The organism is Tritonibacter mobilis (assembly GCF_001681715.1).
Classification (GTDB): domain Bacteria; phylum Pseudomonadota; class Alphaproteobacteria; order Rhodobacterales; family Rhodobacteraceae; genus Epibacterium; species Epibacterium mobile.
Genome location: NZ_LNWY01000005.1, coordinates 152,111 through 167,192, shown reverse-complemented (window position 1 = coordinate 167,192; position 15,082 = coordinate 152,111). Strand labels below are relative to the sequence as shown.

The following is a 15,082-nucleotide window of genomic DNA, read 5'->3' as shown; positions in this document are numbered from 1 at the left end:
GCCTGAGCCCCGCAGATATTGCATCTGTGGGGCGCTTTTTTAGCTGCGCATGAACGTGCATCACATGCGTTTCTCTGTTGGAGTGGTGGAACGCTCTGTCCTATAGAGGGGCATGGCAAAGGCAGTACGCAAAAAGAAATCACCCGCAAGATCCAAACCTTCGCGACCTTCGCGCGCGCGCTATTCGCCGCGTGCGCTCTATCTGCGCCTGCGCAGATGGGTGCTGCGCGGCGTGCTGGGGGGCGTGGCGTTTTTGTTGGCGCTGATTCTGTTGTACTCCGTCGTGAATCCGCCAATCACCCATACGATCTGGGCAGAAAAACGCCGTCTCGGGGACGTCGATCGTGAATGGGTTCCTATAGAGCAAATCTCGCCCAACCTGGCCCGTTCCGTTGTGGCCGCAGAAGATGCACGCTTTTGCGAGCACTGGGGATTCGACGTCAACGCGATCCGCAATGCGCTCGAGTCTGGCGCCAATCGTGGGGCATCGACCATCACGCAGCAAGTGGTCAAAAACGTGTTTCTCTGGCAGGGGCGCAGTTGGTTTCGCAAGGCGCTGGAGACCTTCATCACGCCCGTCGTCGAGGCCACATGGAGCAAGAAGCGCATTGTTGAGGTCTATCTGAACGTGGCCGAGATGGGCGAAGGTGTATTTGGTGCCGATGCAGCTGCGCGACATTACTTTGGGGTGGGCGCGGACAAGCTCAGCCCGCAGCAGGCAGCCCTGATTGCAGCGCTTCTACCCAACCCCAAAGAGCGATCTGCCGCCAATCCCGGCAATTTCATGCGCAAAAGAGCGCGTCAAATCATGGATGGGGCTGCCACAATCGAGCGCGACGGGCGCTCCGCCTGTTTCGAGCATTGAAGTTTCCGTTCTGGCAAGGCATTGCTGGAGGAACACAACCCCGCAACAACCGGAGAGCTCAGGACGCCCATGGCTCGTCTCTATCATGTCCCCCTGTCCCCCTTCTGTCGCAAAGTGCGTCTGTCTCTGGCGGAAAAGAAGATCGAGGTGGAGCTTGTCGAGGAACGCTACTGGGAACAGGACGCGGATTTTCTGCGCCGTAACCCGGCGGCCAAGGTCCCGGTTCTGCGCCTCGACGGGATGCTGATGGCCGAAAGTGCGGCCATCTGTGAATATATCGAGGAAACGCGCCCCGATCCCTGCTTGATGCCAAAGAAACCCGCCGAACGGCTCGAAGTGCGTCGGCTGGTGAGCTGGTTTGACGATAAGTTCCATCATGAGGTCACGTCGAAGCTGCTTTATGAGCGGGTGAATAAAAAGATGACCGGTGAAGGCTATCCCGACAGCAGCAATGTCAAATCCGGTGCCAAGGCAATCAAATATCACATCGATTACCTGTCGTGGTTGCTCGACCATCGCCGCTGGCTGGCCGGAGACAATATGACCCTTGCGGATTTTGCGGCCGCTGCTCATCTGTCGTCGCTCGATTATATCTCTGATGTGGACTGGAACCGCTCTGCGGTGGTGAAGGACTGGTACGCTAAGATCAAATCCCGCCCTGCCTTCCGGTCAATTTTGGCGGATCAGGTCCCCGGCTTTCGTCCTCCGTCGCATTACGCGGATCTTGATTTCTGAGATGGTGCAGGGGGCTGTCTGCCCCCTCCGGGCCTTGCGGCCCGTTCACCCCCGAGGATATTTCTGAGAAGATGAAAGCGGCAGGGGATATCAAGGCGCGTCTGATCGCGCAGGCTCGGGCGGAGGGCTTTGTCTCCACGCGCATCTGTCGCCCGTGGGATGTACCCGAGGTACCCGAACGATTGCGTGCGTTTCTGGACGCTGGCTATCACGGCCAGATGGCATGGATGGCGGAGCGAGTGAACTGGCGCGAAAATCCGGCGGCGCTTTGGCCGGAGGCGCGTTCGGTCATCATGCTGGCAGAAAGCTACACGCCAGACGAGAACCCGATGGCGGTGGTGGGACTGCCGGATCGCGCGGCAATATCGGTCTATGCGCGCGGCAAGGATTATCACGATTTGGTCAAAAAGCGGCTGAAGCGTCTGGCGAGGTGGTTAATTTCCGAGGCGGGTGATGAGGCCGAGGTAAAGGTCTTTGTCGACACCGCGCCTGTGCCAGAGAAAGCACTGGGGCAGGCTGCGGGACTTGGTTGGCAGGGTAAGCACACCAATCTGGTGAGTCGAGATTGGGGCAATTGGGCCTTTTTAGGCTCTATTTTTACCACATTGGAATTGCCGGTAGATCCGGTAGAGCCAGATCATTGTGGGTCCTGTCGTGCCTGTTTGACGGCGTGTCCCACAGATGCCTTTCCCGCGCCCTACCAACTTGATGCGCGGCGATGCATTTCCTACCTGACGATCGAGCACAAGGGGCCCATTGAGGAAGAGTTGCGCGCAAAACTCGGCAATCGGATCTATGGCTGTGATGATTGTCTTGCAGCCTGCCCATGGAACAAATTCGCCGTAGAGGCCTCGGACATGCGCTATGCCGCGCGTGAGGGCACGGTTGCGCCGCCGCTTGCTGAACTGTCGCAACTGAATGATGCGGCGTTTCGCGAACGGTTTTCGGGCTCTCCGATCAAGCGGATTGGCCGGGATCGCTTTGTGCGCAATGTGCTCTATGCGATTGGAAACTCCAGGGAGGCGAAGTTGCGCCCCTATGCCATGCAGCTGTGTGATGATCCCGACCCAACCGTCGCGGAGGCGGCGCGTTGGGCTGTGATGCGGTTGCCGTAATGACGCAAACAGAGTGGACGTGACGCAGCCAGCCGTTACACCCGAGCATGCGTGAGTGAAATGCGAGGATAAGATGGCGCTACTGCTTGGGATCGATACTGGGGGCACCTACACGGATGCAGTGTTGATCCGGAACGAGAGTGAGGTAATCGCCTCGGCCAAATCGCTTACAACGCGGCATGATCTGGCCATTGGCGTTGGTGGTGCGGTGCGGGCGGTGCTGGAGCAATCGGGTGTCCCGCCGGACGACATTTCAATGGCTGCGCTTTCAACGACGCTTGCCACCAATGCCTTGGTGGAGGGGCAGGGGGGGCGTGTCGCTCTCATCTATATCGGGTTTAATGCCCAAGACTTGGAGCGACATGGGCTGAATGATGCACTTAAGGGCGATCCGGTTTTGATCCTGTCGGGCGGACACACACACGCGGGTGGAGAGGCTGCTCCGCTGGATACAGAGAGCCTCATTGCCTTTTTAGAGACTGAATCTGTGGGCGTGAGTGGATTTGCAGTTGCCGGAGTTTTTGCCACCCGCAACCCGACTCATGAGTTGGAAGTTGCGCGCATCATTCAGGAACGGACCGGCGCGCCTGTGACCTGCTCTCACCAACTGTCCGCTAGGTTGAACGGGCCTAAACGCGCGCTGACCGCGGTGTTGAATGCCCGCCTCATTGGAATGATTGACGGGTTGATAAACCGCGCCGCTGACACGCTTGCAGCGATAGGAATAGAAGCGCCCATGATGGTCGTGCGTGGTGATGGCGCGCTGATGTCTGCTGCGCAAGCCCGTGCGCGCCCCATCGAGACAATCCTGAGCGGGCCGGCGGCCTCGATTGTTGGCGCGCGTTGGATGACAGGGGCTGAGAACGCCTTGGTCAGCGATATCGGCGGGACGACCACTGACGTTGCCCTGATCGAGAGAGGCTTGCCGAAGATCGACCCGGATGGGGCACAGGTCGGGGGCTTCCGGACCATGGTTGAGGCGGTGGCCATGCGCACCTCCGGTTTGGGCGGTGACAGCCAGGTCCACCTGAAGAGTGAGGGTCTGCGAGGCGGTGTCTCGCTTGGGTCAAGGCGTGTGTTGCCGGTGTCTTTGGTCGCCACAGAGGCACCTGAGGTGGTGCATGCGGCGCTGGATGCACAACTGCACGCCCCAGTGGTGGGGGAGTATGACGGATGTTTTGTGCGCGGCGTTGTGGGGCAAGCTGCGGTGGGCCTCTCGGAACGAGAGGCGGCACTATTGGCGCGCATCGGCACCAGCGTCCTGCCGATGGGCGACGTCTTACGCACCCGCATGGAGCAAGGCGCATTAAATCGTCTGGTGGATCGCGGATTGGTGCAAGTCGCCGGGATCACACCGTCGGACGCAAGTCACGTCCTGGGCCGTGTGGCCGCATGGGATCGAGGAGCCGCAGAGAAGGCGCTTACCATTTTTGCCAGACGCCGTGTCGGCAGGGGTGATTCAGTGGCAAGAGATGCTGAGGCTCTTGCTCTGATGATCGTAGATCAGTTGACTGAACAGACATCACTAACCTTGTTAGAGTCTATTTTTTCCGAAGAACAGGCTCTGTTTGGAGGAAGCCCAAGCGAACTTGCAAGGCATATCCTGCTTCAGCGGGGGCTTCAGGGGCACAAGAGCCTTTTGTCGATAGACGCTCATGTGAATGTGGATGTGATCGGGTTGGGCGCCTCTGCACCGAGCTATTATCCTGCGGTCGGAGAGCGTTTGCGCTGCAATATGATCCTGCCGGAACATGCGGGTGTCGCCAATGCGATTGGGGCCGTGGTGGGGCGGATCATCCAACGCAGAACCGGAACTGTCACCGCCCCCTCCGAAGGTCGGTTTCGCGTGCATTTATCCGACGGGCCGCAAGACTTCACCGCCAGTTCAAAGGCGCTGGAGGTGCTGGAAGCTGCGCTGCGTGCTGAGGCTGTTGCAGCGGCTGAAGAGGCCGGGGCAAGCGATATTCATGTCCATGTGAGCCGCGACCTGCGCATGGCGGAGGTCGAAGCGCAGCAGGTTTTCGTCGAGGCGACCGTCACGGTGGAGGCCAGCGGCCGTCCACGGGTGGCGCACGATTGATACAAAAAGATCAGGTCGCACTTATTGGGCGGCCTGATCCTCAAAACGGAGAGCCTGAATTAGGCTCTAATAAGGGCTATTCAGCAGCCTGATCGCGCTTGGGCAAAACCCAATCAGGGCGCGGGAAGTGGCAGGTGTAGCCATTGGGAAGCCGCTGCAAGTAATCCTGATGCTCAGGCTCAGCCTCCCAGAAATCGCCGACAGGTTCCACCTCGGTCACGACCTTGCCGGGCCAGATGTCAGAGGCCTCGACATCGGCGATTGTGTCTTCGGCGATTTGTTTCTGGCGCGCATCTTCATAGTAGATCGCAGAGCGATAGCTCATGCCGATGTCATTGCCCTGACGGTTCGTCGTGGTGGGGTCGTGGATCTGAAAGAAGAATTCCAGCATCTCACGATAGGATGTCTGTTCGGGGTCAAACGTGATCTCGATCCCTTCGGCATGGGTGCCGTGGTTCTTGTAGGTTGCATTCGGCACATCGCCGCCCGTGTAGCCGACGCGAGTGCCAAGGACACCTTTGCGGTGACGGATCAGCTCTTGCATGCCCCAGAAGCAGCCGCCTGCCAGGACGGCGCGTTCAGTCGTGCTCATCGGTTGTCCTCCACTTGATTGATGTAGGCGCCGTAGCCTTCCGCCTCCATATCGTCGAGGTGGATAAAGCGCAGCGACACCGAATTGATGCAGTAGCGCAGACCGCCGCGATCCGCGGGGCCGTCGGGGAAGACGTGGCCGAGATGGCTGTCACCATGGGTGGAGCGCACCTCGGTGCGGATCATGCCAAGGGTCCGGTCTTCGAGTTCCTGCACATGTGCGGGTTCGATCGGTTTGGTGAAACTCGGCCAGCCACAGCCCGATTCATATTTGTCTGACGACGCAAAGAGCGGCTCGCCAGAGACGATATCGACATAGATGCCCGGTTCTTTGTTGGAAAGCAGCTTTCCTGTGCCGGGACGTTCGGTGCCGGAATTCTGGGTGACGTAGAATTCTTCTTCCGACAGCGCTGCAATGGCGTCAGGGTTCTTGAAGTAATTGGACATGGGGCCCTCCCACCTGATTTGATGAGGCTATAACTGGGGTCGATCGGTCCATTTTCAAACCCCAAACTATCCAAGCATAGATATCCTGTGCGCCAGATGTGAGCAAATGTGAACGCGCGTGTTCGGTCTGCGCGGGATCAATCCGCCTGCGGTTGCAGTGCAGCCGAAAGTGGCGGTTTCGCAGGCGCGGGTTGGCGCGCAAGCTGCACCGCTAGAATGCCAAGCGTCACCACCCCGACACCGATCATATCAAGCATCCCGAGGCTTTCTCCCAAAAGGACGCTTGCGACCGCGACGCCGAAGACAGGGTTCAGGAAGTGGAATGTCGCTGCGCGGACCGTGCCAATCCGATTGAGCAGCATCACCCAGATCAGTGTGGCGGCCAGTCCCGGGACAAAAGTGGTGTAAGCAAATGCGATAGCAAGAGGCCAGCTGGGCTCTACGCGAATGGTTTCAAAGGCAAAGGCGGCTGGAAACAATGCTGCGGAACCCACCAGCATTTGCAGGCCTACAACCATCATGAAATTGCCACCTGAGGTTGCTCCGCGCAGCGCGAGCGTTGCAGTTGTGAGCGCCAATACTCCAAGCCCGCAAAGCGCGACGCCCAGAAGATCGACACCAGCGCTGATCCTTGTACCCATAATAAGCGCAACGCCTGCAACCCCTGCGACCAGACCCAACATGCCGAGGGGGCGAATCCGTTCGCGAAACAGCACCAGAGAGGCCAGCGCCACCAGAAGCGGCATGGTAGATGCGATGATCGCAGCCATCGAAGCCTCAACCCATTGCATCGCAACAAAGTTCAACCCGAGGTACAGGGCATTCTGGCAGATCCCGAAGAGGATCGTGGCCTTCCATTGACCGCGTGTCAGCCGCCATGTCTGCCCCATGGCACGGGCGATCATGACGCCGATCAGACCAGAGATCAAAAACCGCATCGCAAGTGAGAACAACGGAGACGCATCTGCCACGATGATCCGGGCTGAGGTGAAGGCCGAGGACCACATGAGGGCGAAAGCCAACCCCATGGCAATTGCGCGCAAATCCATCTGACTAGTCCCTTCCCCGATTAGGCGGCACGTTAGCCAGTTGTCTGCGCGCTGGATAGGGTGAGAGGGCGGATTGGTACAATACAAAAAGGGCCGCCCAAATGGGCAGCCCCGAAGCCATTGGCTCTGATCCAGATATGGATCAGGCGTCGCCGTTGACGCTGTCTTTCAGCGCTTTGGCGATGGTCATTTTCACGACCTTGTCTGCTTCTTTCATGAACTTCTCGCCGGTGGCGGGGTTGCGCACTTCGCGCTCGGGACGCTCACGGCAGTAGATCTTGCCAACACCCGGCAGAGTCACGGCACCGCCGCCGGACACTTCGCGGGTGATCAGGTTGCAAACGGCATCCAGAGCGGCACCAGCGGTTTTCTTATCGCTGTCCATTTCCTCAGCCAGCGCTGCCACAAGCTGAGTTTTGGTCATCGGTTTGGACATTCTTAGCTCTCCTTGAAACTGCCCGACGTGTTGGGGCCTCATCGCGTAACATTAGCGTTATGTTGTGGGACAACACAACGCGTAGCGTGCAAGATCAAGCGCCAAACAAGCAAATTTCCGTGGAAAACAGCATATTTTCGCCATTACAGGAAGGCCGTTTCGTCAAAAGAGCGCAGTTTGCGGCTGTGGAGGCGCTCCAGAGGCATGGTTCTGAGCCGTTCCATCGCCTTGATCCCGATCAGAAGGTGCCGTGAAACCTGCGTGCGATAGAAGTCTGAGGCCATGCCAGGTAGCTTCAATTCGCCGTGCAGGGGCTTGTCGGAGATACACAGAAGCGTGCCGTAGGGCACCCGAAAGCGGTAGCCGTTTGCGGCGATGGTGGCGCTCTCCATATCCAGAGCGATGGCGCGGGATTGGCTCAGGCGTTGCACCGGGCCGGATTGATCCCGCAGCTCCCAGTTGCGGTTGTCGTGGCTGGCAACGGTGCCGGTGCGCATGATCCGTTTGAGGTCGTATCCTTCAAGGCCTGTTTCCTGTGCCACCGCTTCTTCCAGAGCAACCTGAATTTCCGCCAGCGCCGGGATCGGCACCCAGACCGGCAGGTCATCGTCCAGTACGTGATCCTCGCGCAGGTAGGCATGGGCCAGAACAAAATCGCCAAGCGCCTGAGAGTTTCTGAGCCCGGCGCAATGGCCAACCATCAGCCATGCATGCGGACGCAGAACGGCGATGTGATCGGTGGCGGTTTTGGCATTCGACGGCCCCACCCCGATATTGACCAGCGTTATGCCGTTCCCGTCCGGCCGCTTCAGGTGATAGGTCGGCATTTGCGGCATCTTAAGAGAGGCCGGCAATTCGCCATCGGCAGTTGTGATCTCAATGTTCCCGGTCGACACAAAACTGGTGTAGCCGCTGTCGGGATTGGCGAGTTGTTCGCGCGCATAGGCCTCAAACTCGGTGACGTAGAACTGGTAGTTCGTAAACAGCACATGGTTCTGAAAATGCTCCGGGTCCGTGGCGGTATAATGCGCAAGACGCGCCAAAGAGTAATCCACGCGCTGTGCTGTGAAGAGCGACAGCGGACCCACGCCATTTTCAGGCACATAGGTCCCATTGACGATGTCGTCGTTTGTGGTGGCCAGATCCGGCACATCAAAGACGTCACGCAGGGTGAAACGCGCAGCCCCTTCCTGTGGAACGGTCAGTCCGGGGCGGGAGGCGACCGCAAAATGCACCGGCATTGGTGTAGCGGACACGCCGACGGTCACGGGCTGGTCGTGGTTTTTGATCAGCAGTCCGATTTGTTGCTCCAGATAGTGACGGAACAGATCCGGTCGTGTCACCGTGGTGGAATAGGTGCCCGGATCGGCCACATGGCCAAAGCTCAGACGGCTATCCACCTGTGCATAGGTCGTGGTGGTGAAGCGAACCTCTGGGTAAAAGGCGCGCACGCGGCTGCCGGGCGCGGCCCTGGCGCTCATTGCGGCGATGAATTCATCACACAGGAAATTGGTCGCGCTGTCATAAAGCTCAATCAGGCGGGCAACGGCGGCTTTTGCGTCGGTAAAGCTCTCAGCGTCGGGAAGGGTGGGGGTGTTTACATTATTCATTGAACGGCTCGATTACTGGAATTTTTTTGAAGCTGCGCACATCGACAAGGCCAAGGTCGCTGATCCGCAGTTCCGGGATCACGACCAGCGCCAAAAGCGAGTGCTGCATATAGGCGTTGTTCAGTTTACAGCCGCAGGCCTCCATGGCCTCGACCAGTTTTTGTGCATTTGCGGCGACCTCAGAAGCCGGGCTATCGGACATCAGGCCCGCGATCGGCAGCTCCACCAGCGCCAGTTCCTCTCCATCACGAAAGATCGTGATGCCACCGCCAACCTCGGCTAGACGGTTGGCAGCTAGGGCCATTTGTGCGCGATCCGTGCCGACCACGATCATATGATGGCTGTCGTGGGCCACGGTGGAGGCCATCGCCATTTTCCCCTCGTAGCCAAAACCAGATACGAAGGCATTGGTCACGCCACCCGTGGCACGGTGACGTTCGACGAGGGCAATCTGGCAGACATCTTCGGTGCCTTCAACCAAACCATCCTGAACGGGAAGCTCGGCCTTCAGCGCCTTTGTCGGGGCTTGGTTTTCGACCACCCCGATTACATTGGCGGTGACAGAATTTGCGCCTTCGGGCGCAGCGAGTTCAAAGTCTTTTGTCGTCAATTCATGCCCCAGATGCACGGTACCGCGCGCGTGTGCCGGCCAGTCCAGATGCGGGCATTCGACCTTGATAGAGCCTGATTCCGCGACAATCTGCCCGCGTGCGATCACCACTTCGATCGGGAGTGTTTTCAGATCAGAAGTCAGGATCACATCCGCGCGTCTACCCGGAGTGATAGAGCCAATCTCGCGCTCCAGACCAAAATGCGTGGCAGTGTTGATCGTCGCCATCTGGATCGCCACCAGCGGATCACAGCCGCAGTCTATTGCGTGACGCACCACCCGGTTCATATGGCCATCATTGACCAGCGTGCCCGAATGGCAGTCATCGGTACAGAGAATGAAGTTGCGCGGGTCGAGACCCTTTTCCGTGATGGCGGTGATCTGCGCTTCGACGTCGTACCAGGCGGACCCCAACCGCACCATGGTCCGCATCCCCTGTCGCATCCGCGCGATGGCATCCGCCTCGCAGGTGCCCTCGTGATCATCCGCCGGGCCGCCGGCCACATAGGCCGCGAAATCAGGGCCGAGGTCGGGCGAGGCATAATGCCCGCCCACCGTTTTGCCCGCGCGCTGGGTGGCAGCGATCTCGGCCAGCATCTTGGCGTCGCCATTGGCAACGCCGGGAAAGTTCATCATCTCACCCAAACCGATGATACCGGGCCAGGTCATTGCCTCAGTTACGTCCTCGGCGGAGATTTCATAACCTGTGGTTTCCAGCCCAGGTGCAGACGGCGCGCAGGAGGGCATCTGGGTATAGATATTGACGGGCTGCAAAAGCGCCTCGTCATGCATCAGCCGCACGCCCTCAAGGCCCAGAACATTGGCGATCTCATGCGGGTCGGTGAACATGGTGGTGGTGCCGTGGGGGATCACCGCGCGGGCAAATTCCGCAGGCGTCAGCATGCCCGATTCAATATGCATGTGCCCATCACACAGGCCGGGCACCATATAGCGGCCCTCGGCTTCGATCACCTGCGTGTCTGGCCCGGTACAATAGGACGCATCCGGTCCTACATAGGCAATCCGGCCCGCCTTAATGGCGATGTCATGCCCATCGAGAACCTCACGTGTATGGACATTCACCCATTTGCCGTTCCGGATCACGGTATCGGCAGGGCTGCGTCCGGCAGCGGTTTCGATCAGTTGGGGGGCGACGTCGGGCCAGCTTGGGAAGGTCTTGTGTGTCATGGCCTACTGTTATTGATTGCGCTGAGGGGTGCAAGACCCCTAATCCGCGATCATCACAGCGTCATGAACCACAGGCAGAGCAAACTCATGGACATCGTCATTCACCACAATCCAGATTGCAGCAACTCGCGCAATGTGCTGCGCCTGATCCGGGATGCAGGCTATGAGCCGGTTGTGGTGGAGTATCTGCAAACGGGTTGGACCCGGGGGCAGCTTCAGGCGCTGTTTGCCGCAGCTGAGTTGACCCCCTACAGCGCCATGCGCAAAGAGCGTTCGCCCGCCAAGGAGCTTGGCTTGTTGGAGGATAATGTCACCGCTGACCAGATCCTTGACCAGATGCTTTTGCACCCAAGCTTGGTCAACCGGCCCATCGTGGCCTGCAAAAAGGGCGTAGCGCTTTGTCGTCCCCCCGAGCGGGTCCTTGATCTGCTCGAGTCATGGCCCAGCGGTCCTTGGTCCAAGGAAGATGGCACCTTGCTCATCGATGCTGACGGGAACAGAGTATAAGAATATCCCTTATTAGGGTCTAATAAGGGCGCTGGCGTCACTTACGGATTTCCCGGCCTTTTCACGCGCGGACAAAATGTTCATCTTTGGCGGATGCGATAACCGCCAAGGAATTCGATGATGCATGTAATTGCCGACACTGATGCGCTGGTCGCTGATGGCACTTTGACACAGGATCAGGCACGCGTGCTTGAGGCACGCTCTCGCGACGTGATGGTGTCCATGGCGGTGAATGCGATCCTGTTTTGTGGGATCATCGCGGCGATCGCGGGCTTCATTGTCTGGTTGGCAGAGCCGCTTGCGGTGACGGTTACTGGCGCGCTTATGCTTGCGGCGGGGCTTGCGGTCCTGTCCCGTGGGGGCACGACCTATGCGATTTTCGGCAACTCGGCAGTTCTGATTGGTGTTGGGATGTTGCTGGGCGGTGCATCCGTGGAGCTAATCGATAAATACGAGGGAGTTGCAGGTTGGGTCCTCACTCCAGCAGGGTTGCTGGTAACCGTAATCAGCTTGTGGCGCTGGCGCTTGGGTGGTTGGTCGGCGCGTTTTGTGCTGGGCACTGTTATGATGATGGGTCTCGCCATGCACCTTGGCGGGATCGAGGCGTTGGTACACCAATACAATTGGGGCGCACCGCTGAGAAATCTGGTTTTGCTATATTACGCCGTCGCGCTGGGCGTGGCGGGCTGGCAGCTGGATGTCCGGCTGATCACGGCCACAGCTCTGATCCCCTTTGCGCAGGTGTTAGAGACGGGCACCGCGTATTTTCATGCCGTCTATGCGTTTTACTCGCCCGAGCCGACCCTGACGATCTTGCAAATGGGTCTGCTGATCACAGTATGCATATGGGTCTCTTCAGGCGCTATGGAGCGGGACGCGCGCCACTTGCGCATTCTTGCTGTGATGGGGTTCATCGTGGCGAATCTCTGCGCTCTGGTGGGGTCACTTTGGGGCGATTATGTGGGCGAACACCTGTGGGGGCCGGGACGGTACCGAAGTGGTTGGGCCGATTATGATAGTTACAGCGCCGCCAGAGATGCCTTTCACGCCACCGCATTTAGAATCTCTGATCTGACCTATTCGGTGCTTTGGGCGCTGGCATTGGTGGCGATGATCATATGGAGCGCGATGCGACACCAGCGGGCCCTGTTCAATGCTGCGCTAACCTTTGCGGCAATCCACTTTTACACCCAAATGTTTGAAAGCTTTTCTGACGAGCCGCTTGCCTATGTCATCGGGGGGCTTGGGGCTATTCCGCTGGCGTGGGGCATTTGGCGTCTGAACCATTGGATGGTTTCACGGCAGGAGCAGGGCTGAACTCGGCCCGGTTGCAGCGGATTATGCGTGTGCCTTGCGCATAGTGCGTGGTGTGGTTGCGAATTCAGCTTTAAACGCCCGCGTAAGGGCGCTGGCATTTTCATAGCCCGTGCGCGCAGCAATCTCTGAGACACTAATATCAGTCTCTAACAAGAGCTTTCTAGCCTGAATGAGCCGCAATCGTCGATATATCGTTGCGGGCGTTGCACCAAGATCGGCCTTCATTCGCGCCTCCAGATCTTTGCGTGGACGTCCGATCAGACGGGCGATTTCGGGGATGGGGAGCGGCTCTTCCAGATGAGCCTGCATCAAAGCAACCGCGCGCGCGACGACGCGCGTTCGCGCCAGCGCCGTTTCTGGCGCAGCGCCACCGCTCTCTGGGCTCATGAACAAGGCTGCGACTTCAAGCCTCAGAGCTTGCCCATGCTCTTCCCCAATCCGCGCAATCATCAGGTCAAAGGCGGCCAGCGCGCCGGAACATGTTATTCTGTTGCCGTCCTGCACGGAGCGGACGCGTTGAACGCTCACCTCAGGAAAATCCTCGGCCAGCCGATCTGTCTCGTCCCAATGGATCGTTGCATTTCGCCCGTCCAAGAGACCCGCTGCGGCCATCAGCCATGGTCCCGTGTCAAACCCTGCAATCTCTTTATAGCGTGTGGCCGCAGCACGCAGCGCGCGCCGCGTTTGAGCGCTGTCGTGATGCTGAAAGTTATAGCTTGGCATGATCGCCAGCATATCACCGCTGCATTTTGTGAGCTGTGCATGCGCTGTAACCTCCATACCCGAAGACGATACAACCCGCGCACCTGTTAGGGACAAAAAGCGCCACCGGTAGAGCTCACGCCCCGCCAGAGTGTTCGCGGCGCGCATGGGTTCCACCGTATTTGCGAGGCAATGGGCGGAAAATTCATCAAACAGCAGGATATCTACCTGCTGAACCCCCGCGAATTCATTTGTCCACTTCCGCATGATTTCTGCCATCTCTGCATGGTTGTGACCTTAAGTCTGACCTACCCTCAACCGCAAGCGAACAGCATGCGGGAGGCGCCAATGCATTTTGGGATGACAGAAGAACAAGCGATGATCGTCGAGACCACGCGGGCTTTTGTTGAGAATGAACTCTACCCGCATGAGCTGGAAATCGAACGTAGCGGTCATCTTGATATGGATCTGGTGAAAGAGATCCAGACAAAAGCCATCGAGGCCGGGCTGTATGCCGCCAACATGCCCGAAGAGGTGGGGGGAGCAGGGCTCGATACGCTCACCTGGCTGATGTACGAAAAAGAACTGGGCCGCGCGAATTATGCGCTTCACTGGACTGGTGTGGCGCGGCCTTCGAATATCCTGTTGGCAGGCACTGAAGAACAGAAAGAAAAATACCTCTTTCCCTGTATTCGTGGGGAGAAATGGGACTGTCTGGCGATGACTGAGCCGGGCGCCGGATCTGATCTGCGTGGCATGACAGCCTCCGCGCGCACCGATGGCGATGACTGGATTCTCAACGGGACCAAGCACTTCATATCACACGCAGATGTGGCTGATTTCGCCATTGTGTTTATGGCAACCGGTGAGGAGGAAACCCCACGCGGCAAGAAGAAAAAGATCACTGCGTTTTTTGTGGACAAAGGCACGCCTGGGTTCACCGTGCGCGATGGCTATCGCAATGTTTCACACCGGGGCTATACCAATCAGGTGTTGGAGTTCGACGACTGCCGCCTGCCTTCTTCGGCTGTTTTGGGAGAGGTGAATAAAGGGTTTGAGGTCGCAAATACATGGCTGGGTGCCACCCGCCTTCAGGTCGCGGCAACCTGCCTCGGACGCGCTGAACGCGCGTTGCAACATGCGGTGGAATACGCCGCCGAACGCAAACAATTCGGTCAGCAAATTGGCAAGTTTCAAGGCGTGTCTTTTAAACTGGCCGATATGGCGACAGAGCTTAAAGCTGCAAACCTGCTGACTTGGGAGGCAGGTTGGAAGTTCGATCAGGGCACTGTTACCGAGAGCGATATGTCGATGGCCAAGCTGAAGGCCACTGAAATGCTCGCCATGGTTGCGGATGAGGCGATCCAGATCCATGGCGGTATGGGGCTGATGGACGAGCTCCCTCTCGAACGCATCTGGCGCGACGCGCGCGTGGAGCGTATCTGGGAGGGCACCAGTGAAATCCAGCGGCATATCATCAGCCGCGAGATGCTGAGACCGCTTGGAGGCTGACCTTGTCCAACCCCGCTCAGACCGAACAGAAACCGCATGTCACCATCACCTATTGCATTGGCTGCAACTGGCTGTTGCGCGCCGCGTGGATGAGTCAGGAACTGTTGTCGACGTTTCAGGACCAGTTGGGCGGGGTCACATTGATACCCGGCGAAATTGGCGGAACCTTTGAAATTACTGTGGATGGGAACCTCATCTGGGAGCGTAAGCGGAACGGTGGGTTTCCGGATGTGAAGGAGCTTAAATCTCGCGTACGTGACTGTATCAACCCGGAACAGAGCCTTGGGCATCTGGACCGCCCAACTGCAGGTGAATAGA

15 protein-coding genes are annotated in these 15,082 nt (G+C 58.4%); 8 read left to right on the top strand and 7 right to left on the bottom strand.

Annotation, left to right across the window (positions count from 1 at the left end):
* Window positions 1–112 precede the first annotated feature (112 nt).
* The 4 genes from mtgA (at window position 113) to UB90_RS04825 (ending at window position 4,795) form a co-directional block, all read left to right on the top strand.
* Window positions 113–865 carry a monofunctional biosynthetic peptidoglycan transglycosylase gene (gene mtgA / locus UB90_RS04840; RefSeq protein WP_065325371.1) on the top strand — a complete coding sequence of 251 codons (753 nt, stop codon included), beginning with the start codon at window positions 113–115 and terminating at the stop codon, window positions 863–865.
* A 69-nt stretch (window positions 866–934) separates the two neighbouring features.
* Window positions 935–1,600 carry an FtsZ-binding protein FzlA gene (gene fzlA / locus UB90_RS04835; protein WP_005618378.1) on the top strand — a complete coding sequence of 222 codons (666 nt, stop codon included), beginning with the start codon at window positions 935–937 and terminating at the stop codon, window positions 1,598–1,600.
* Window positions 1,601–1,671: 71 nt separating this feature from the next.
* Window positions 1,672–2,715: a tRNA epoxyqueuosine(34) reductase QueG gene (gene queG, locus UB90_RS04830; protein WP_065325370.1), complete on the top strand. Its 1,044-nt coding sequence runs from the start codon at window positions 1,672–1,674 to the stop codon at window positions 2,713–2,715.
* Between the two features lie 73 nt (window positions 2,716–2,788).
* Entirely contained in the window at window positions 2,789–4,795 is a 2,007-nt protein-coding gene (locus UB90_RS04825; RefSeq protein ID WP_065325369.1) for a hydantoinase/oxoprolinase N-terminal domain-containing protein, read from the top strand.
* 76 nt (window positions 4,796–4,871) lie between these two features.
* Here the strand turns inward: UB90_RS04825 and msrA are convergent, their stop codons facing one another.
* The 6 genes from msrA to ade all read right to left on the bottom strand — a co-directional run bounded on the left by msrA (window position 4,872) and on the right by ade (window position 10,726).
* Entirely contained in the window at window positions 4,872–5,387 is a 516-nt protein-coding gene (gene msrA / locus UB90_RS04820; protein ID WP_065325368.1) for a peptide-methionine (S)-S-oxide reductase MsrA, read from the bottom strand.
* A complete protein-coding gene (gene msrB, locus UB90_RS04815) occupies window positions 5,384–5,833 on the bottom strand; it encodes a peptide-methionine (R)-S-oxide reductase MsrB (protein ID WP_065325367.1) in 450 nt (149 codons plus the stop codon). Before msrB ends, msrA begins: the two co-directional genes overlap by 4 nt.
* A gap of 137 nt (window positions 5,834–5,970) precedes the next feature.
* The gene (locus UB90_RS04810) at window positions 5,971–6,882 is read right to left on the bottom strand and encodes a DMT family transporter (protein ID WP_065325366.1); all 912 of its coding nucleotides are present in this window, start codon (window positions 6,880–6,882) and stop codon (window positions 5,971–5,973) included.
* A 142-nt stretch (window positions 6,883–7,024) separates the two neighbouring features.
* Window positions 7,025–7,318, bottom strand: a complete 294-nt coding sequence (locus UB90_RS04805; RefSeq protein WP_005618395.1) for an HU family DNA-binding protein — start codon at window positions 7,316–7,318, stop codon at window positions 7,025–7,027.
* Window positions 7,319–7,461: 143 nt separating this feature from the next.
* Window positions 7,462–8,928, bottom strand: a complete 1,467-nt coding sequence (locus tag UB90_RS04800; protein ID WP_065325365.1) for an AMP nucleosidase — start codon at window positions 8,926–8,928, stop codon at window positions 7,462–7,464.
* Entirely contained in the window at window positions 8,921–10,726 is a 1,806-nt protein-coding gene (ade, locus tag UB90_RS04795; RefSeq protein ID WP_065325364.1) for an adenine deaminase, read from the bottom strand. The genes UB90_RS04800 and ade overlap by 8 nt, the downstream gene beginning before the upstream one ends.
* An 87-nt stretch (window positions 10,727–10,813) precedes the next feature.
* Between ade and arsC the strand changes: the two genes are divergently transcribed.
* Together arsC and UB90_RS04785 are read left to right on the top strand one after the other, a co-directional pair.
* Complete coding sequence (gene arsC / locus UB90_RS04790) at window positions 10,814–11,233, top strand: arsenate reductase (glutaredoxin) (protein WP_065325363.1); 420 nt, start codon at window positions 10,814–10,816, stop codon at window positions 11,231–11,233.
* Between the two features lie 117 nt (window positions 11,234–11,350).
* Window positions 11,351–12,550 carry a hypothetical protein gene (locus tag UB90_RS04785; protein WP_065325362.1) on the top strand — a complete coding sequence of 400 codons (1,200 nt, stop codon included), beginning with the start codon at window positions 11,351–11,353 and terminating at the stop codon, window positions 12,548–12,550.
* Window positions 12,551–12,571: 21 nt separating this feature from the next.
* Here the strand turns inward: UB90_RS04785 and UB90_RS04780 are convergent, their stop codons facing one another.
* Window positions 12,572–13,519, bottom strand: a complete 948-nt coding sequence (locus UB90_RS04780; RefSeq protein ID WP_065325388.1) for a GlxA family transcriptional regulator — start codon at window positions 13,517–13,519, stop codon at window positions 12,572–12,574.
* A gap of 81 nt (window positions 13,520–13,600) precedes the next feature.
* Here UB90_RS04780 and UB90_RS04775 point away from each other — a divergent pair, with 81 nt between their 5' ends.
* Together UB90_RS04775 and UB90_RS04770 are read left to right on the top strand one after the other, a co-directional pair.
* On the top strand, window positions 13,601–14,764 hold the full coding sequence (locus UB90_RS04775; RefSeq protein WP_009177856.1) for an acyl-CoA dehydrogenase family protein: 1,164 nt from the start codon (window positions 13,601–13,603) through the stop codon (window positions 14,762–14,764).
* Window positions 14,765–14,766: 2 nt separating this feature from the next.
* On the top strand, window positions 14,767–15,081 hold the full coding sequence (locus UB90_RS04770) for an Rdx family protein (protein ID WP_009177470.1): 315 nt from the start codon (window positions 14,767–14,769) through the stop codon (window positions 15,079–15,081).
* The last annotated feature ends 1 nt before the right edge of the window (window position 15,082 follow it).

What these genes read in the sequence shown, in the direction of transcription:
- UB90_RS04775 (WP_009177856.1), top strand. Translation starts at nt 13,601, where the DNA reads ATGCATTTTGGGATGACAGAAGAACAAGCGATGATCGTCGAGACCACG.
- msrA (WP_065325368.1), bottom strand. Translation starts at nt 5,387, where the DNA reads ATGAGCACGACTGAACGCGCCGTCCTGGCAGGCGGCTGCTTCTGGGGC.
- msrB (WP_065325367.1), bottom strand. Translation starts at nt 5,833, where the DNA reads ATGTCCAATTACTTCAAGAACCCTGACGCCATTGCAGCGCTGTCGGAA.
- UB90_RS04810 (WP_065325366.1), bottom strand. Translation starts at nt 6,882, where the DNA reads ATGGATTTGCGCGCAATTGCCATGGGGTTGGCTTTCGCCCTCATGTGG.
- queG (WP_065325370.1), top strand. Translation starts at nt 1,672, where the DNA reads ATGAAAGCGGCAGGGGATATCAAGGCGCGTCTGATCGCGCAGGCTCGG.
- fzlA (WP_005618378.1), top strand. Translation starts at nt 935, where the DNA reads ATGGCTCGTCTCTATCATGTCCCCCTGTCCCCCTTCTGTCGCAAAGTG.
- mtgA (WP_065325371.1), top strand. Translation starts at nt 113, where the DNA reads ATGGCAAAGGCAGTACGCAAAAAGAAATCACCCGCAAGATCCAAACCT.
- UB90_RS04800 (WP_065325365.1), bottom strand. Translation starts at nt 8,928, where the DNA reads ATGAATAATGTAAACACCCCCACCCTTCCCGACGCTGAGAGCTTTACC.
- ade (WP_065325364.1), bottom strand. Translation starts at nt 10,726, where the DNA reads ATGACACACAAGACCTTCCCAAGCTGGCCCGACGTCGCCCCCCAACTG.
- arsC (WP_065325363.1), top strand. Translation starts at nt 10,814, where the DNA reads ATGGACATCGTCATTCACCACAATCCAGATTGCAGCAACTCGCGCAAT.
- UB90_RS04785 (WP_065325362.1), top strand. Translation starts at nt 11,351, where the DNA reads ATGATGCATGTAATTGCCGACACTGATGCGCTGGTCGCTGATGGCACT.
- UB90_RS04805 (WP_005618395.1), bottom strand. Translation starts at nt 7,318, where the DNA reads ATGTCCAAACCGATGACCAAAACTCAGCTTGTGGCAGCGCTGGCTGAG.
- UB90_RS04780 (WP_065325388.1), bottom strand. Translation starts at nt 13,519, where the DNA reads ATGCGGAAGTGGACAAATGAATTCGCGGGGGTTCAGCAGGTAGATATC.
- UB90_RS04825 (WP_065325369.1), top strand. Translation starts at nt 2,789, where the DNA reads ATGGCGCTACTGCTTGGGATCGATACTGGGGGCACCTACACGGATGCA.